This window comes from Thiomonas delicata, assembly GCF_900088825.1.
In the GTDB taxonomy this organism is placed as follows: domain Bacteria; phylum Pseudomonadota; class Gammaproteobacteria; order Burkholderiales; family Burkholderiaceae_C; genus Thiomonas_A; species Thiomonas_A delicata.
The window spans coordinates 71392-88440 of the sequence record NZ_LT592170.1; the positions used below are offsets into that span (position 1 = coordinate 71392).

The following is a 17049-nucleotide window of genomic DNA, read 5'->3' on the forward strand; positions in this document are numbered from 1 at the left end:
TCAGAACGGCGCGAGGCCGAGCGCCGCACAGGCCCGCAAGGCCCGCGCCCGTGCCTCGTCGGCCTGCTGTGCGGTGAAGGTCAGATGCCCCATCTTGCGGCCGGGACGCGGCTCGCGTTTGCCGTATAAGTGCAGATGGGCGCCGGGCAACGCCAGAACGGCCTGCCAGTCCGGCTCGCGCAGACGGCCCCCGGCGTCGAACCACAGCTCGCCCAGCAGATTGAGCATGACGGCGGCGCTGTGCTGGCGCGGCTCGATCAGCGGCGCGCCGACGAGCGCGCGCACCTGCAGGTCGAATTGGGACTGGTCGCAAGAATCGATGGTGTGGTGGCCGGAATTGTGCGGACGCGGCGCCATTTCATTGGCCACCAGGCTGCCGTCGCCCAACACGAAAAACTCCACGCACAACACCCCCACATACTCCAACCCCTGGGCGATGGCATGCGCCGCGTCGATCGCTCGGCACACCGTGGCTTCGTCCAGCTCCGCGCCCGGCGCGAAGCTGGCGAACAGGATGCCGCCGCGGTGCAGGTTCTGCTGCGGCGGATAGTGCACGATGCGCCCGTCGCGCCCGCGCGCCAGCACCACGGACAACTCGAGTCGCAAGACCAGGCGCTGTTCCAGCACGCAGGTCACGCCCCCCAGCGCATTCCAGGCCTCGGCCAGTTCGGCCAGGGTTCGCACGCCGACCTGCCCTTTGCCGTCGTAGCCCATGCGCGCGGTCTTCAGGATGCCGGGCAACAAGCTTGCCTGCCTGGGGTCCCGCGCGTCCTGCTCGCACGCGATCACGGCATGCGGCGCACACGGCACGCCCAGCCGCGTGAACAAGGCCTTCTCGGCGGCGCGGTCCTGGCACACGGCCACGGCCGGCGCGTGCGGCGCGAGTTGCACATGGGCATCCAGCCATTCCAGCGCTGAAGCCGGCACGTTCTCGAACTCCAGCGTCACCGCGGCAGCCGCGCGGGCGAGCGCATGAAGCGCATCGGTGTCGTCGTAGGCCGCGCGAAGATGGGTGGCGGTGACCTGGGCCGCCGGCGCATGCGCGTCGGGCTCCAGAACATGCACCTGGTAGCCGGCCTCCTGGGCCGCCTGGGCGAACATGCGGCCCAGCTGGCCACCCCCGAGCACGCCCAGACTGGAGCCGGGCGCAATGTAGTCAATCGTCATGGCAAACAGAGGTCTGCATCCAGTCAGGCAAACGCAACGCGGGCGCGGGCCCGCAAAACGCATGCGCACATGCTCAGAGCGCGACGCGCGTGGCTTCGGCCTGCGCGGTCTGCTCGGCGCGAAACGCGTCGAGCCGGGCTTGCAGGGCCGCGTCCCCGGCGGCCAGCATCGCCACGGCGAACAGCGCGGCGTTCGCCGCACCGGCCTCGCCGATGGCGAAGGTGGCCACGGGAATGCCCTTGGGCATTTGCACGATGGACAGCAGCGAGTCCTCGCCCCGCAGGTATTTGCTCGGCACGGGCACGCCCAGCACGGGCACCGTGGTCTTGGCGGCGAGCATGCCGGGCAGATGCGCAGCGCCACCCGCGCCGGCGATGATGGCCGCCAGCCCACGCCGGCGCGCCTGTTCGGCATAGGCGAACATCGCATCGGGCATGCGGTGCGCCGAGACCACGCGGGTTTCGTGCGGCACGTCGAAACGCGCGAGGATTTCCGCCGCATGCCGCAGCACGTCCCAGTCCGAACTCGAACCCATCACCACGCCGATCATGGCCATCGCCCGCTCTCCGCAAAACCCGGCATTTTACGGGGGCCGGTATGCTTCGCGATGATGCCGTGCAGCGACCGGCCGAGCCCGGTGAATTCTGCTCCGACACCCTGGAAATACGCCACCGCGTCCCCACATCGCGTTTTTGGAGAACCCATCATGATCGACGCAACCCTTGCCAATTTCGAAACCGAGGTGGTCGAAACCTCGAAGACCTTGCCCGTGCTGGTGGATTTGTGGGCCCCGTGGTGCGGGCCCTGCCGCAGCCTCGGGCCGGTGCTGGAAAAGCTCGAGACCGCATACGCCGGCCGCTTCAAGCTGGTGAAAGTCAATACCGAGGAGGAGCAGGACCTGGCGGCAGCCTTCGGCGTGCGCAGCATCCCGATGGTGGTGCTGATGAAGAACGGCCAGCCGGTGGACGGTTTCGTCGGCGCCTTGCCCGAAGCGCAGATTCGCCAATTCCTGGACAAGCATGTGCCCAGCGCAGCGGAACAGGAATCGGCCGGGGACGACACCGAGGCGCTGGACGCCCTGGCCGCCGAAGACCCCGATTCGGCCCTTGAAAAGCTGCAGCAGGCCCTGGCCACGAACCCAGCGAACGACGTCGCGCGGGCCGACTATGTGAAGCTGCTGCTGCAGCAGGACCGCATCGACGACGCGCGCCGCGCCTTCGAGCCGCTGGCCGGCAAAGTCGCCATCGACGCCCGCGCCAATGCCCTGAAGCATTGGCTGGACGCGATCGAGGCCGCCGCCCAGGCTCCCGACGAAACCGCGCTGCAAGCCCGGATCGCCGCCGACAAGCGGGACTTTGCCGCACGCTTCCAACTCGCCCAGCGCCACATGGCGGCGCAGCGCTGGACGGCGGCCATGGACGAACTGCTGGAAATCCTGATGCGCGACAGAACCTGGAACGAGGAAACCGCGCGCAAGGCCTACATCGCCATTCTCGAACTCATCGCCCCGCCCGCAGCCAAGCCGGCGGAAGGACAAGCCCCGGCCACGGACCCTACCGTGGAGAGCTACCGCAGGCGCCTCAGCATGGTCGTGCTGAGCTGATCCGCGCGGCACGGGCCGCGCGCCGCGCGAAACCCAGGCTCAAATCCGGGCGGTGAGCCGGTCCAGTGCTTCGCGGTATTTGGCCGCCGTCCCCTCCAGCACCTCGGCGGGCAAGGGCGGGGGCGGGGGCTGCTTGGTCCAGCCTGGCACGGTTTCCAGCCAGTCGCGCAGGAACTGCTTGTCGAAGCTGGGCGGGGAGATGCCCTCGCGCCATTGATCGGCGGGCCAGAACCGGGACGAATCGGGCGTGAGGGCCTCGTCCATCCACACCAGTCTGCCCTGCGCGTCCAGGCCGAACTCGAATTTGGTGTCGGCCAGGATGATGCCGCGGGCCTGCGCATGCGCGGCTGCCCGGTTGTAGATTTCCAGGCTCACATCGTGCACCTGGGCGGCCAATTCGACGCCGACGAGGCGCACCATCTGCCCGAAATCGATGTTCTCGTCATGCTCGCCTAGCTCGGCCTTGGTGGCTGGCGTGAAGATGGGGTGCGGCAGACGCGCGGCCTGTTGCAAACCCGCCGGCAGGCTCACGCCGCAGACCTTGCCGCCGGTCTGATAGTCCTTCCAGCCCGAGCCGGCCAGATAGCCGCGCACGACGGCCTCCACGGGCAGCGGCTTGAGTCGCTTGACCACCAGCGCCCGACCGCGCACCTGCTCGCGTTCGCCGGGCGCCACCACGCTCGCGGGGTCGATGCCGGTGAGGTGGTTGGGCACCACGTCCTCGAGCAGACCGAACCAGAAGCAGGAGATGCGCGTCAGCATTTCCCCCTTGCCCGGGATGCCCTGATCCATCACCACGTCGAAGGCCGAGATGCGGTCGGTGGCGACCATCAGCAGCAAATCGTCGCCCACTGCGTAGTTGTCGCGCACCTTGCCGCGCGAGAGCAATGGCAAGGATGTGATGTTGGTCGAAAGCAGTGTGGGGGTCATGCGTGTCGAAGGTCGCGAACGGTAAACCTTTCAATTGTAGGCCCCGCCCTCGACGCCGCCGCGGGCCGAGCCAGCCGCCGCAATCGGGCGGATGATCGATCTCGAGGCCCAGCAGTGCGGCGAGGGTTTTTCCCATGAGCACAAACCCCGTGACGATCGAAATGCTTCGACACAGCCGATACATGAGCGCAACAACTACTCCACCAAGTATTGGCTAGATTGCATTGCAGCCATGACTCGCTCTCCTCGTTGCCATGGTCAGGTGCGGCAACCAGCCCAGCAGCCCGTTGCCGTGCCGCCCCCGAATCAAGCCGCGCCCGGCGAGAGCCAGGAGACATTCCCCAAGAACAACGGGACAAGCCGAGCGCGACGAAGCATTTCATGCGGCGGTTTCCACGACGCGCCGCGCGGAAGAGGAGTCGGCCTGGATCCCTGCACACGGGCCGACACACGCATGCGTGATCCTGGATGCAGTCAGAGCGTTTTGAACCGAGGAGGAGATGACAAATGAAACTCAAACAATGGATAGGAGCGAGCGTGCTGGGCCTGGGGCTTGCCGCCGCACAGGGCGCCATGGCCATGGACGTGCCTGGCCCGCTGGTCACGCCGCAATGGCTGCATGCGCACCTCAAGGACGTGACGGTGGTCGACATCCGCGGCGGCGGCAGCATGAAGCTGTTCACCGCGCAGCCGCAGTTCGGCAAGGAGCACAGGCTGGAGCGCACCGGCGGTCACATTGCCGGGGCCATCCTGGTGAACTTCAACGACATCCGTGAAACGCGGACGGTCGACGGTGTGAAGCTCAAGGCCATGATGCCCACCGCCGAAGACTTCACCAAGGTGATGGACAACGCCGGCCTCGACACCGGCAAGCCCATCGTCATCGTGCCCACCGGCAACGCCGTCTTCGCGATGGACCGCGGCACGCGTCTGTACTTCCAACTGCGCTATTTCGGCGTGCCGCACGACCAGATCGCCATCCTCAATGGCGGCACCAATGCCTGGATCAATGCGGGCTATCCGGTGAGCAGCAGTCCCGCCCCCAAGACTGCGGGCGACTGGAAGGCCAGCGGCGAAGACAAGGCCATCCTCGCCTCCATGCAGGACGTCAAGGACGGACTGCGCAGTGGCTCCGAGCAGTTCATCGATGCCCGGCCGACCGCGCAATTCCTCGGCATCGCCAAGAAGCCGATCAACAAGACGGCCGGTCATCTGGCTGGCGCGAAGTCGTTCCCCATCGACGCCATCGTCAAGGATGACCACGGTGCGGCGATGTTCATGAGCGCGGCCGACTACAGGAAAATCTTCCACGACTTCAACATCAGCCCCAACACGCCGACCACCACCTACTGCAACACCGGCCACCTGGCATCGGGCGCCTGGTTCGTGGTGCACGAGATCATGGGCAACAAAAACTCCAAGCTCTACGCCGGATCGATGAACGAGTGGACCAATCTGGGCAATCCGACCGTTGGTCTGCCGGGCTGAAACGACAGCGCGCAAGTTTCCGAGTGACTGACCTTACCCCGCCTCGCGCGGGGTTTTTTCATGGCGCCGTCATGCCGCAAGCGCGGCGACGAACCAGGCCGCGAACGCGTGAAGAGCCGGTCAAGACGCGATGCGATCCACCAGCGCGATCAGCGTCACGACGATGATCGCCGCGACGACGATCCCGGCCACCACCACATGCGCCAGCTTCAGGGTGGCGAAGTCCTTCTCGCGGTCCTGCCTGCGGCGCAACCCCACCATCGCCGTGGCCACAGCGCCCAGCGCGCGCAAAGTGCCGCGCAGGAACGACGTTTGCGGCGCGGAGTCCATGCCCGGACTCACTTGCGCTTGCGCCGTGCCTTGACGCCGGCCGCCAGCGCATCGATCAGATCCACCGAGGTATCCCACGGCAGGCAGCCGTCGGTGATGCTCTGGCCGTAGGTCAGGCAGGCGGGATCGTCCTTGCCGGGGGTGAATTTCTGAGCCCCGGCGACGAGGTGGCTTTCCGCCATGACGCCGAAAATGCAGCGCTCCCCGCCCGCAAGCTGCGCCGCGATATTGCGCGCCACGTCGAGTTGCTTCTCGGGCTGCTTCTCGCTGTTGGCATGCGAGCAGTCGATCATCAATCGGCACTCCAGCTTGGCCGCCTCCAGCGCCGCGCAGGCGCCGCGCACATGCTCCGCGTCGTAGTTGGGCGTCTTGCCGCCGCGCAGGATCACGTGGGTATCCTTGTTGCCGCGCGTCTGCACGATGGCCACCTGTCCGCTCTTGTGCACCGAGAGGAAGGAATGCGGGCGACGGGCGGCCTGGATCGCGTCGATCGCGATGCGCAGATTGCCGTCGGTGCCGTTCTTGAAGCCGATCGGCGCCGACAGGCCCGAGGCCAGTTCGCGATGCACCTGACTCTCGGTGGTGCGCGCGCCGATGGCGCCCCAGGAGATGAGGTCGCCGATGTATTGCGGCGAGATCACGTCAAGGAATTCGCTGCCGGCCGGCAGCCCCATGCGGTTGATGTCGATGAGCAGCTCGCGCGCTATGCGCAGCCCCTCGTCGATGCGGTAGCTCTGGTCGAGGTAAGGGTCGTTGATCAAGCCCTTCCAGCCCACCGTGGTGCGGGGCTTCTCGAAATACACGCGCATGACGATCTCGAGTTCCCCCGCGTGCTTGCGGCGCTGCTCGACCAGGCGCTGGGCGTATTCGCGTGCAGCCTTGGGATCGTGGATGGAACAGGGGCCGATGATCAGCAGCAGCCTGTCGTCCTCGCCCTGCACGATGCGGCGCACCGCCTTGCGCGCATCCTGGATGAAGCGCTCCACCGGCGTTCCGGCGATGGGGAAAAAACGAATCAGATGCTCGGGAGGCGGCAGCGGCATGACGTCCTTGATGCGCTCATCGTCGGTGGCGGAGGTCTTCTCGGACGGGGCGGCGCGCCACTCGGGCATCGGGGCGGACGGCTTCGAGGGCATGACGGGCTCTCCTGGCTTGGTGGACGGCTGAAGTGTCGGGATCGGGGTCGGGGTGTCGTCGAACATGGTGGGCTTCCTTGCCGGCCCGGCCAAAAAAAACCGCCGGGCTGGGCCGGCGGTTTTTTCGGGATTCGTTTCAATCAGGCTGCAAGCCGCCCTCTCCCTCCGCCGGTGCGGTGCGAGAACCAAAAGTAAAAGCTGAAACCGGCGTGGTACATGGCTGTTTGCAGAAAATCGTGGGACAAGTGTAGCGGCAAAAGTTTCCGCCCGGCAAGCCGACGCGCCAAACCCGGTTGTTCAAGTCGGCGCAAGATGCGTTCTCCCCCGCCACCGGCCCCATCGCGGCCGCGCAGTCCACGCTTACCATGCACTTTTGTTCGCGACACGCGTCACGTCCATGGACAACCTCAAGAATCTCGAGCAACTCGGCTTCGCACCGAAATCAGCGCCGCGCCTCGATAAGCGCGACACCGCCGTCGACCTTCCCGAATACCAGGACAAGAACGGCGTGGAAATCGAGTTGGCTGCGCTACGTCAGCGCATCGGCGAGATGCAGGACCGCATGTTCACACGCAAGGAGCTGGCGCTGCTCGTCATCCTGCAAGGCCTGGACTCCGCCGGCAAGGACAGTACCACGCAGGCCGTGTTCACCGGCGTCAACCCGCTGGGCATCCGCGCCGCCTCGTTCAGCTTCCCCACGCCGACCGAGCAGCGGCACGACTTCCTCTGGCGGGTGCACGCGCAAGTTCCGCCCAGGGGCTGCATCGGCGTGTTCAACCGCAGCCATTACGAGGACCCGGTGATCAACCGGGTGCATGGCAGCATCGACAAGAACGAATTCGAAGCGCGGCTGGCGCAGATCGCGGACTTCGAGCGCATGCTCGCGGAAAGCGGAACGACCCTCGTCAAATGCTTCCTGCATCTCGGCAAGGACGAACAGCGCGAGCGTCTGCAGGAGCGGGTCGACAACCCGAAAAAACACTGGAAGTTCGACCCTTCCGACCTGAGCGAACGCAAGCTGTGGGACGACTACCACGCCACCTATGAAAGCGCGTTGCAGCTGACCAATGCCAAGCATGCGCCCTGGTACGTGGTGCCGGCGGACCGCAAGCCCATCCGCAACCTGCTGGTGGCGCGGCTGGTGCTGCAGGCCCTGGAGTCCATGCCGATCAAGGATCCGAAGCCGAAACCCGAACTCAGGGCGTTGAAGGTGATTTGAGGGGGGCCAAACCGGCTCGGGCACGCTGCGCTGCCTGGGCCGACGCGTGGATCAGCGCCTCCAGGACACCAGGATGCGGCGCATCGTGCCGTCGCGCAGAACCACCTCGTGGTAGGCCGTGGCCAGCACGTGCAGGCCGATGAGCACCAGCAGACCGATGGCCACGGCCTGGTGCACATCGCCCATCTCATGCCCCCAGGACGAACCGCTCGGCGACAGCGCGGGCAGCGGAATCAAGCCCAGCAGCTTCACGTCCCAGCCGCGCGACGAAGCATTCATCCAGCCCAGCAGCGGCAGGACGATGAAGCCGAGATAGAGCAGCCCATGGGTGAACTTGGCCGCGACGGCCTGCCACTTCGGCATGGGCAATTCCGGCGGCGCCCTGCGCGAAGCCCGCCACAGCACACGCAGCAACATGGCGGCCAGGATCAGGGTGCCGAAGAAGATGTGCCAGGCAATCAGTCCGTGGGGCAAGGTGTCGCGGCGCACGTCGGGCATGGTCCACGCGATCGGGAATTCGATGAGCAGCAGGATGAAAATCGCCCAGTGGAAAAAGCGTGTGGGTGCGCTGTAGGACGGCTGTGGTCGGTGCATGGTGTGGTGGTCGTCATGGGTGAAGCGGGCTGGCCGCGTGTATCAAGCTAAACGCGCAGGCTTAGCGACGGCTTAGGCGCCATGCGCGCAGGCAGCCCCCGCGATCTGCGCCGGGTCCGGCGCCTCAGCCCGTTCCGCCGACGGTCATCTTGTCGATGCGCAGGGTCGGCTGGCCGACGCCGACGGGCACGCTCTGCCCCTCTTTGCCGCAGGTGCCCACACCCGGGTCGAGCTGCAGGTCGCGCCCGATCATGCTCACGTGCGTCAAGGCGTCCGGCCCGTTGCCGATCAGGGTGGCGCCCTTCACCGGATATTGCAGTTTGCCCTTCTCCACCCACCAGGCTTCGCTGGCGGAGAACACGAACTTGCCGCTGGTGATGTCGACCTGGCCGCCGCCGAAGTTCACCGCGTAAAGGCCGCGGTCGAGGCTGGCGACGATCTCCTGCGGGTCCTTGTCGCCCGCCAGCATATAGGTGTTGGTCATGCGCGGCATGGGCACATGCGCGTAGCTTTCGCGCCGCGCGTTGCCGGTGGGCGCGCGCTTCATCAGGCGCGCGTTGAGGGTGTCCTGCATGTAGTCGACCAGAATGCCGTCTTCGATCAGCACGGTGCGCTGGGTGGCATTGCCCTCGTCGTCCACGTTCAAGGAACCGCGCCGGCGCTCGAGGGTGCCGTCGTCCAGCACGGTCACGCCCTTGGACGCCACGCGCTGGCCGAGGCGTCCGGCGAAGGCGCTGGAGCCCTTGCGGTTGAAGTCCCCCTCCAGACCGTGGCCGATGGCCTCGTGCAGCAAGATGCCGGGCCAGCCGGAGCCCAGTACCACGCTCATCTCGCCGGCCGGAGCCGGGCGCGATTCGAGGTTGAGCAGCGCCTGGCGCACGGCCTCGTCCACATGATGTTCGACGGTCGCGGCGTCGAATTCGCTCAAGGGATAGCGCCCGCCGCCGCCCGACGAACCGGTTTCGCGCCGGCCGTTCTGCTCGGCGATGACCGAAACGTTGAAGCGCACCAGCGGGCGCACGTCGGCGGCGAGCACGCCGTCGGAGCGCATCACCATCACCACGTCGTACTCCCCGGACAAACTGGCCATGACCTGCGCCACACGCGGGTCCTTGGCGCGTGCCAACGCATCGGCCCGCTTGAGCAGTTCGACCTTGGCGATGGAATCCAGCGCCGCCAGCGGGTCGATGGCGTCATACAGGGCGCGGCCGTCGGCCGGGTTCGCCCCGCCGCCCAGCTTGACGCGCCCGCGCCCCTGGCGGGCAATGCCGCGCACGGTTCCCGCCGCCTCCATCAGCCGCGCCTCGGAAATGTCGTCCGAGTACGCAAAAGCGGTCTTGTCGCCCTGCACGGCACGGATGCCGAAACCCTGCTCGATGCCGAAGGAGCCCGACTTGACCAGCCCCTCCTCCAGACTCCAGCCCTCGGAGCGCGTGTACTGCATGTAGATGTCGGCATAGTCGAGCTTGTGCTCGAAAGCCCGCGCCAGCGTGCGCTGCAAGGTGGATTCGTCGATGCCATACGGCGCCAGCAACAAGCGACGGGCTTCATCCAGGCGCAACAGCGTGTGATCGGTCAGGGTGTTCATGGGGCGATTGTAGGAACGGGGCTTGTCCCCTGGGTGGGCATGGGTGCACAACAACTGATATTGGGTGCCGCCGTCACCCTGCAAGAGCCTAGGGCGACGGCGGTTCGGCCTGCCAATGTCCGCTCTTGCCACCGGCCTTCTCGAGCAGGCGGATGTCGGTCATCAGCATGCCGCGGTCCGCGGCCTTGCACATGTCGTAAACGGTGAGCAGGCCGACCTGGACGGCGGTGAGGGCCTCCATTTCCACGCCGGTGCGGCCGCGCGTTTCGGCGCGCGCGGTGCAGTGCACGCTGCTGTGGTCCGGGTCGATTTCGAACTTGACCGTCACGCGCGTGAGGGCGATGGGGTGGCACAAGGGAATGAGATCGGCGGTGCGCTTGGACGCCATGATGGCGGCGATGCGCGCCACGCCGAGCACGTCGCCTTTCTTGGCGCTGCCGGACTGGATCAGCGCCAGCGTGGCGGGCCGCATGCGAATGGTGCCGGCGGCCACGGCCACGCGCTGGGTTTCGGCCTTGTCGCCCACGTCCACCATATGCGCCTGGCCAGCGTGGTCGAAGTGGGTGAGCGGGGATGAAGCGGGAGTTTCGGGCATGGGAGGACAGGTCTTCAGACCGGCAGCGCGGCGGCGATGGCCTGGCGCAACCGCGCGGCCTCGGTGCGCGCGGCCGATGCATAGTCGGCGTCGGCGCTGGCATAGAGCACGCTGCGCGAGGCGTTGATCAGGAAGCAGCGGCGTGCGGCGCCGACGGTGGCTTGCAGGTCGCCGCCCTGCGCGCCGATGCCGGGAATGAGCAGGGGCGCGTCCGGCGCGATGGCGCGGATGCGGGCGATGTCGTCGGGCCGCGTGGCGCCGGTGACGAGGCCGATCTGCCCGCTGCGGTTCCACGGGCCGGTGGCCAGGCGCGCGACGCGCTCGAACAGGCGCTCGGCGCCGAGGTGGGGATGCGGCCCGCCGTCGGCGAGTTGCAGCGCCTGCAAATCCTCGCTGCCGGGGTTGGATGTGCGGCACAGCACGAACAGGCCCCGGTCCGGGTGGCTGTCGATGTACGGGTCGAGCGAATCGGAACCCATGAAGGGCGAAACGGTCAGCGCGTCGGCGCCGTAGCGCTCGAAGGCTTCGCGCGCGTAGTGCCGCGCCGTCGAGCCGATATCGCCGCGCTTGGCGTCGAGGATCACCGGCACGCCGGGCGCATTGCGGTGGATGTGGGCGACCAGGCGCTCGAGCTGGGCCTCCGCGCCCACGGCGGCGAAGTGCGCGATCTGAGGCTTGAAGGCGCAGACCAGATCGGCCGTGGCATCGACGATGGCGGCGCAGAAGTCGTACAGCCGCGTGGTGTCGTGGGTCCAGGGAGCGGGCAGGCGCTCGGGTTCCGGGTCCAAGCCCACGCACAGGCTGCTGGCGTTGCGGCGGGCAGCCTGCTGCCATTGGTCGATGAATGTCATGGGCGGTATTCTAGGAAGCGGTCGTGGCGGGGGCTTGGCGAGGCGAGGCCAGCGTGTCCTGGGCGAAGCACAGGTCGGCCCAGGCCTTCGACTTCTCCAGTGGGCTGCGCAGCAGGTAGGCCGGGTGGTAGCTCACCACCACGGGGATGCCCTGGTAGTCGAACACGCGCTGGCGCAGGCGGCCGATCGGCTCCTGGCTGCCGGTCATCGTCTGCGCGGCGAAACGTCCCAGCGCCAGCAGCAGGCGCGGGCGGACGAGTTCGATCTGCCGCTTGAGAATGGGCTCGCACTGGGCGATTTCGTCCACTTCCGGGTTGCGGTTGCCGGGCGGGCGACACTTGATGACGTTGGCGATGAACACCGTGCGCGCGGGATCGTCGCCACTTCGCGCAAGCCCGACGGACCGCAGCATGTTGTCGAGCAGCTTGCCGGCGGCGCCGACGAAAGGCTCGCCCAGACGGTCCTCCTCGGCTCCTGGGGCCTCGCCGACCACCATCACCTGGGCCTGGGCATGCCCGACGCCGAACACGGCCTGGTGGCGCAGGCCGCCCAGCTTGCAGGCCCGGCAGTCATGCGTGAAAGCGCGCAGGCCGTCCATGTCCAGCGCGGCGATCTGGTCGGCACGCGGGCCGGTGAGCGGCGGGCGCACGACGCGCGGCTGCGGTTCGATCGGCATCGTGGGCATGGCCTTGGGCGGACGGGAATCCGGCGCGGGGCTCGGCGCCTGAATCCGCGCCTGCGGCGCTGTCGGGACAGGCGCACGCGCCGCCTGCGCGCCGGCCTCGACCGCCCAGCCGGGCAACTCCGGCAGCAGGCCGGCCAAGGCATGCGGGCTCAGCAGGCTGCGGCGCACGTACGCCACGGGCAGGCCCAACGCCCGCAGCATGGCCAGGCGGTTCGGGTCGAGAACGGGATGCTCCATGGTGCCCCCGGGCGTCAATTCACGCCGCGGCGCTCGCGCAGCACATCCACCGGGGCCGACATCACCAGTGCGTCCTCCTTGCTGGGCTGGCCGTAGGCGTCGAGCGCCGGATAGTAGTTGCGGCGCTTGGCCACGGCGTGGAAGCCGTAGCGTTCGTACAGCCGGATGGCGCGGCGATTGCTCGGCCTGACCTCCAGCCACAGCAGGTGCGCGCCGTGCATCACGGCGGCCAGCAACACGCCATCGAGCAGATGCAGACCCAGGCCGCGGCCGTGCAGGGCCGGATCGACCGTGATGTTGAGGAGGTGCATTTCCTCCACCCCCGGCATGGCGACGAAATAGCCCAGCACGGTGCCGTCCGGCAGCGCCATGACCTGCACCACGTAGCGCGAGTTGAGCGAATCCGCGAAATTGCCGCGACTCCAGGGGAATTCATAGGCGCGCGTCTCGATGGAGACGACCCCGCGCAGGTCGGACTCGGTCATGTCGCGCAGCGCGGCTTGCCGCAAGGGATCGTCGACCTGCGCGCTCATATGAGCCCCCGGCGCTGCGCGCCGACTTCCGCGAGGGCTTCGCGCTCGACGGTGGTCAGCGCCACCTTGTTGCGCACGTAGACGGGCTGCGCCATGGCTGCCGGCAGCGCCTCGCCGCGCGCATGGGCGGCGCGCGCCAGCGCCGCAACGGCAGCCGCGGACGGAGCGACCGTGCGCGCCGCCGCGAGGGCGGGCGCCCACCCGGCGGGCAAACTGGCGGCAAGCGTGGCGCGGTGCGCGTCCCACGCATTGCCGCAAAGCGTCAGCGTGGATGCGGGCGCAGCGCCCAGTTCAAGGCTCCAGGCCGCAGCCGCGGCCGCAGGAGCATCCACGCGCGCCGCGCCTTGCAGGCGCCAGGTTGCGTCCGCTCGGACGCATCGAGCCCAGTACAACTCGCCCATGCGGGCGTCGTTGGCGACGAGCACATCTGCAGCATTGGGCAATTCGGCCGAAGCCGCCACGGCCAGCAGCGTATGCACGGGAACCACGGCAACGCCCAACCCGAACGCCAGCCCTTGCGCGGCCGCACATGCGGCGCGCAGTCCCGTGAACGCGCCGGGGCCGGCGCCAAAGCCGATGAGTCCGATCTCGCGCAGGGCGATGCCGGCCTCGGCCAGCAGTTCCTGCACCAAGGGCAGCAGGCGCTGCGAGGCTCGCGCGCCGCCCGGTTCGGTGCGTGCGACAACCCGGCCCTGCCCGAGGTCGAGCGCGACCGACAGCCACTCGGTACTGGAGTCGAAAGCGAGCACGTGCAGGGGGGAGGTCATGCGGTCGGGCGGGCGTGGAAGGCGGGAACCGTTGGGGCGGCCCATGGGCGCGGCGCGGTGGAATGCGAGCGAGTTTAGCCGCCCCCTGTTTCACCTTCAGCGCCCCAGCCATGCGACCGCCCGATCCGCGCTCGCCGCGGCGATGCGATGCACGGCGCCCGCGCTGCGCGCCGAGGGGTTCAGGCCGGCTTCAGCCAGGGCGCGGACAACGGCCTTAGCATGCTCCGCTGATCTGCGCCCCCCAGCCTTTGCCCATGAATCCGACCCGCCGCGCCTTGTGTTCGAGCCTGGCCCTGGCCGCCCTGCCCCTGGGCCTTCCTGCGGCCGCGCGAGAGCGCCCCCGACACCCCGCAGCGCCCCCCACCCGCTTGCCGACGGCCGTGGCCAGCGCCCTGGCGCAAGCGCGCATTCCCGCCTCGGCCTGCAGCTTTGTCGTGCAGGCGCTGGACGAGGCGCGGCCGAGCCTGGTCTTCAATCCCGCGCAGGCCATGAACCCCGCCTCGGTGATGAAACTCGTGCCCACCTACGTCGCGCTGAACATGCTGGGGCCCTCGTACCGCTGGAAAACGCCGGTCTATGCCGTCGGCCCCCTCGAGGACGGCGTGCTATCGGGCGACCTGGCCTTCGTCGGCAGCGGCGATCCGCATTTGATGGCCGACAACCTCTGGACCCTGGCGCTGCGCCTGCGCGACCTCGGGCTGCGCAAGCTCGACGGCAACGTGCTGGTCGACCGCAGCGCCTTCGACCTGCCCCCGCACGACCCCGGCGGCTTCGACGGCGACGCGCTGGCGCCCTACAACGTGGGGCCGGATGCGTTTCTCGTCAACTTCAAGGCCATGCGGCTGGGCTTCCAGCCCGCGGCCCAGGGCGGCGCGGTCGACGTGACGGTGGAGCCGCCGATGGCCGGCTACGCGGTCCGACACCCACCACGGCTCGACCAGGGCGCATGCGGCGCCTGGAAGGACCGGCTGGGCGCGGACTTCAAACAGCCTTTCGCCCCCAGCTTCGACGGCCGATATGCCGCGTCCTGCGGCGACCAGACCTGGAACATCGCCGCGCCGATGCCGGCCGACACCTTCGTCCAGGGCATGCTGGCCGCGCTGTTCGCCCAGGTCGGCATTCAATGGCATGGGCAAGTCGTCTCTGGCCGGCTGCCGGCCAGCGCCACGCTGCTGACCACCTGGGACTCGCCCCCGCTGGCCGTGGTGGTGCGCGACATCAACAAATACAGCAACAACGTGATGGCCCAGCAGGTGTTCCTCACGCTGGCGTTGCAGACCTATGGCCCCCCGGCCGATTTCGCCAAGGCCGCACAGGCCACCACCCAGTGGCTGGATACGCATGGCCTGCCCATGCCAGACCTGGTGCTGGACAACGGCTGCGGGCTGTCGCGCATCGCGCGCATCTCGGCCGACGACATCAACCGCCTGCTGCGGGCCGCCTGGGCCAGCCCGGTGATGCCCGAGTTCATCGCCTCGCTGCCGCTGGCCGGCGAGGACGGCACGCTCAAACGCCGTTTCGACGGCAGCCCCGAAGCCGGCCTGGTGCATGCCAAGACCGGCAGCCTGCGCAATGTGCTGAGCCTGGCCGGCTATGTGCAGTCCCCAGGCGGACGGCGCTCCACCGTGGTGGCGCTGATCAACGATCCGCGGGCGGCGGGCGGTTGGGGCGCCATCGAGGCCCTGCTCGACGTGGCGCTGCGCACGGCTTGACGCCGCGATGGTGCAGCGCAACCGGGCCTGGCCGCCCGATGCACGCGCCACCGGGCAGATGATCGAGGGGTGCGAATATATTCTGATTAATAATCTATAAAACTATAGTAATTTGAAATTATATCTGTTTATTTTGGGTTGAAATTGTCTTACAATTTAGTTTGTAATGATTTCTCGCCACAAGTCTCGCTTGTGAGTACGCGGCGGTCACGCTAACCCAGTTTCGCGCCTTCCGGGCGCGACGCAACATCCGGCGCCAGACCGCGCGCCGCGATCTTCCCGCCATCCAGGCGCGCCCTGATGCGCGCGCCTTCGGTGCCGTGCGGCCCAACGCACGGCCCACCCAAGTCGCCATGGCCGGCACAAGACGGCCATCCTGCAACGGGTGCGCTCCAACAGCCACCCACGACTGAGGAGATGCGATGTACGCGATCATCGACACCTTTGACGCCCCCATCGGCCAGGTGGACGGCGCCTGCCCGCCGCCCATCGCCAGGGTTGCCGTCCTGGGCTCGGGGGCCTGGGGTACGGCGCTGGCAGTCGCCCTGCGCCGCAGCGGCGCCCGCGTGGCGCTGTGGACCCGGCGCGCCGATCTGGCGCATGCCATTCAGACCCAAAACCGCAATCCGCGCCATTTGCCCGGCATCGACCTTCCGGCCGGGCTGCGTGCGGACACCGACATGGCCAAGGCGCTTTGCGATGCGGATTGCGTGATCATCGCCGTGCCGTGCGCGGCCCTGCGCCAGGTGGCCCGGCGCGCCGCGGGCCTGCTGGGGCGGCATCGGGTGCCGGTGCTGGCCGCATGCAAGGGCATCGAGCACGGCACGGGCGCTCTGATGACCGAGGTTCTGCGCGAGGAACTGGGCCGCGGCACGCCGGTCGGGAGTCTCGGCGGGCCGAGTTTTGCCCATGAGGTGGCCCAGGGCCTGCCCACCGTCCTGACGCTGGCCATGCCAGCCTTGAACGCCGCAAGTCCGGATGCCAGGCTTGCGCGCGACTTCGCCCGCAAGCTGCACCGCCAGCTGGCCCCGGCCGGGATTGGACTGGAGTTGACCGACGACGCCGTGGGCGCCCAGGTGGGCGGTGCGCTGAAGAACATGATCGCCATCGCCTGCGGCATGGCCACGGCCCGCGGCCTGGGCGAGAACGCACGCGCGGCCATCGTCACGCGCGGCCTGGACGACATGCGCCGCCTCACCGTCGCCCTGGGCGGCCGGGTCGAAACCCTGTTGTCGAGCTGCGGCGCGGGCGACTTGTTCCTCACCTGCTCCAGCGAACAGTCGCGCAATACGCGTTTGGGCCTGCGCCTGGGACGCAACCAGGCCGCGGGCGACACCGAAGAGCTTGCGGAAGGCGTCGCCAGCAGCGTGTCGGTGCGGGTGCTCGAACAACGCCTCGGGCTGCGGCTGCACGTGGCCCGCGCGGTGCGTGACGTGCTGATGCAGCACGTCACGCCGGAACGCGCCCTGGAGCGCCTGATCCATGCCGCGCCTGCCGATCAAACCAAGATGACGATCGCCCAGGCCCTGACGTCGGCGCCGAAGACGGCACACGAAACCGGCACGCTGCGTCCGGCGGCGCAGCGCCAGCCCTGCCTTCACGCGCAATAAGGGC

General features: G+C 68.2%; 17 protein-coding genes. 5 read left to right on the forward strand and 12 right to left on the reverse strand.

The annotated features are described in order from the left end of the window. Both THIARS_RS00425 and purE read right to left on the reverse strand, forming a co-directional pair. Positions 1-1167 carry a 5-(carboxyamino)imidazole ribonucleotide synthase gene (locus THIARS_RS00425; protein WP_094159013.1) on the reverse strand — a complete coding sequence of 389 codons (1167 nt, stop codon included), beginning with the start codon at positions 1165-1167 and terminating at the stop codon, positions 1-3. A gap of 73 nt (positions 1168-1240) precedes the next feature. Beyond that, positions 1241-1723, reverse strand: coding sequence for a 5-(carboxyamino)imidazole ribonucleotide mutase (gene purE, locus THIARS_RS00430; protein ID WP_094159014.1), 483 nt, complete (start codon positions 1721-1723; stop codon positions 1241-1243). Between the two features lie 150 nt (positions 1724-1873). Here purE and trxA point away from each other — a divergent pair, with 150 nt between their 5' ends. Beyond that, positions 1874-2770, forward strand: coding sequence for a thioredoxin (trxA, locus tag THIARS_RS00435; protein WP_094159015.1), 897 nt, complete (start codon positions 1874-1876; stop codon positions 2768-2770). 39 nt (positions 2771-2809) lie between these two features. Here the strand turns inward: trxA and THIARS_RS00440 are convergent, their stop codons facing one another. Then, entirely contained in the window at positions 2810-3700 is an 891-nt protein-coding gene (locus tag THIARS_RS00440; RefSeq protein WP_094159016.1) for a phosphoribosylaminoimidazolesuccinocarboxamide synthase, read from the reverse strand. Positions 3701-4207: 507 nt separating this feature from the next. Between THIARS_RS00440 and THIARS_RS00445 the strand changes: the two genes are divergently transcribed. Next, positions 4208-5188 carry a sulfurtransferase gene (locus THIARS_RS00445; protein ID WP_094159017.1) on the forward strand — a complete coding sequence of 327 codons (981 nt, stop codon included), beginning with the start codon at positions 4208-4210 and terminating at the stop codon, positions 5186-5188. 120 nt (positions 5189-5308) lie between these two features. On the opposite strand, the gene THIARS_RS00450 is transcribed toward THIARS_RS00445, so the two are convergent. Continuing rightward, a complete protein-coding gene (locus tag THIARS_RS00450; protein ID WP_094159018.1) occupies positions 5309-5518 on the reverse strand; it encodes a DUF2970 domain-containing protein in 210 nt (69 codons plus the stop codon). Positions 5519-5526: 8 nt separating this feature from the next. Next, the gene (locus THIARS_RS00455; protein ID WP_094159019.1) at positions 5527-6654 is read right to left on the reverse strand and encodes a 3-deoxy-7-phosphoheptulonate synthase; all 1128 of its coding nucleotides are present in this window, start codon (positions 6652-6654) and stop codon (positions 5527-5529) included. A 397-nt stretch (positions 6655-7051) separates the two neighbouring features. Here THIARS_RS00455 and THIARS_RS00460 point away from each other — a divergent pair, with 397 nt between their 5' ends. Further along, positions 7052-7873 (forward strand): PPK2 family polyphosphate kinase, encoded by an 822-nt coding sequence (locus tag THIARS_RS00460; RefSeq protein WP_094159020.1) that lies wholly within the window; start codon positions 7052-7054, stop codon positions 7871-7873. A gap of 51 nt (positions 7874-7924) precedes the next feature. On the opposite strand, the gene THIARS_RS00465 is transcribed toward THIARS_RS00460, so the two are convergent. From THIARS_RS00465 to tsaB, 7 genes are all read right to left on the reverse strand, one after another. Beyond that, positions 7925-8467, reverse strand: coding sequence for a cytochrome b (locus THIARS_RS00465; protein ID WP_094159021.1), 543 nt, complete (start codon positions 8465-8467; stop codon positions 7925-7927). 124 nt (positions 8468-8591) lie between these two features. Beyond that, on the reverse strand, positions 8592-10055 hold the full coding sequence (gene tldD / locus THIARS_RS00470; RefSeq protein ID WP_094159022.1) for a metalloprotease TldD: 1464 nt from the start codon (positions 10053-10055) through the stop codon (positions 8592-8594). Between the two features lie 88 nt (positions 10056-10143). Beyond that, positions 10144-10650, reverse strand: a complete 507-nt coding sequence (gene moaC / locus THIARS_RS00475; protein WP_094159023.1) for a cyclic pyranopterin monophosphate synthase MoaC — start codon at positions 10648-10650, stop codon at positions 10144-10146. 14 nt (positions 10651-10664) lie between these two features. Next, complete coding sequence (gene pyrF, locus THIARS_RS00480) at positions 10665-11501, reverse strand: orotidine-5'-phosphate decarboxylase (protein ID WP_094159024.1); 837 nt, start codon at positions 11499-11501, stop codon at positions 10665-10667. A gap of 10 nt (positions 11502-11511) precedes the next feature. Then, a complete protein-coding gene (locus THIARS_RS00485) occupies positions 11512-12423 on the reverse strand; it encodes a uracil-DNA glycosylase (protein WP_245845409.1) in 912 nt (303 codons plus the stop codon). A 14-nt stretch (positions 12424-12437) separates the two neighbouring features. Next, positions 12438-12956: a ribosomal protein S18-alanine N-acetyltransferase gene (rimI, locus tag THIARS_RS00490; RefSeq protein WP_094159025.1), complete on the reverse strand. Its 519-nt coding sequence runs from the start codon at positions 12954-12956 to the stop codon at positions 12438-12440. Then, entirely contained in the window at positions 12953-13723 is a 771-nt protein-coding gene (gene tsaB, locus THIARS_RS00495; RefSeq protein WP_186436524.1) for a tRNA (adenosine(37)-N6)-threonylcarbamoyltransferase complex dimerization subunit type 1 TsaB, read from the reverse strand. Before tsaB ends, rimI begins: the two co-directional genes overlap by 4 nt. 254 nt (positions 13724-13977) lie before the next feature. Here tsaB and dacB point away from each other — a divergent pair, with 254 nt between their 5' ends. Together dacB and THIARS_RS00505 are read left to right on the forward strand one after the other, a co-directional pair. Beyond that, positions 13978-15435 (forward strand): D-alanyl-D-alanine carboxypeptidase/D-alanyl-D-alanine endopeptidase, encoded by a 1458-nt coding sequence (gene dacB, locus THIARS_RS00500; RefSeq protein WP_094159026.1) that lies wholly within the window; start codon positions 13978-13980, stop codon positions 15433-15435. 422 nt (positions 15436-15857) lie between these two features. Further along, the gene (locus THIARS_RS00505; protein WP_094159027.1) at positions 15858-17045 is read left to right on the forward strand and encodes an NAD(P)H-dependent glycerol-3-phosphate dehydrogenase; all 1188 of its coding nucleotides are present in this window, start codon (positions 15858-15860) and stop codon (positions 17043-17045) included. The last annotated feature ends 4 nt before the right edge of the window (positions 17046-17049 follow it).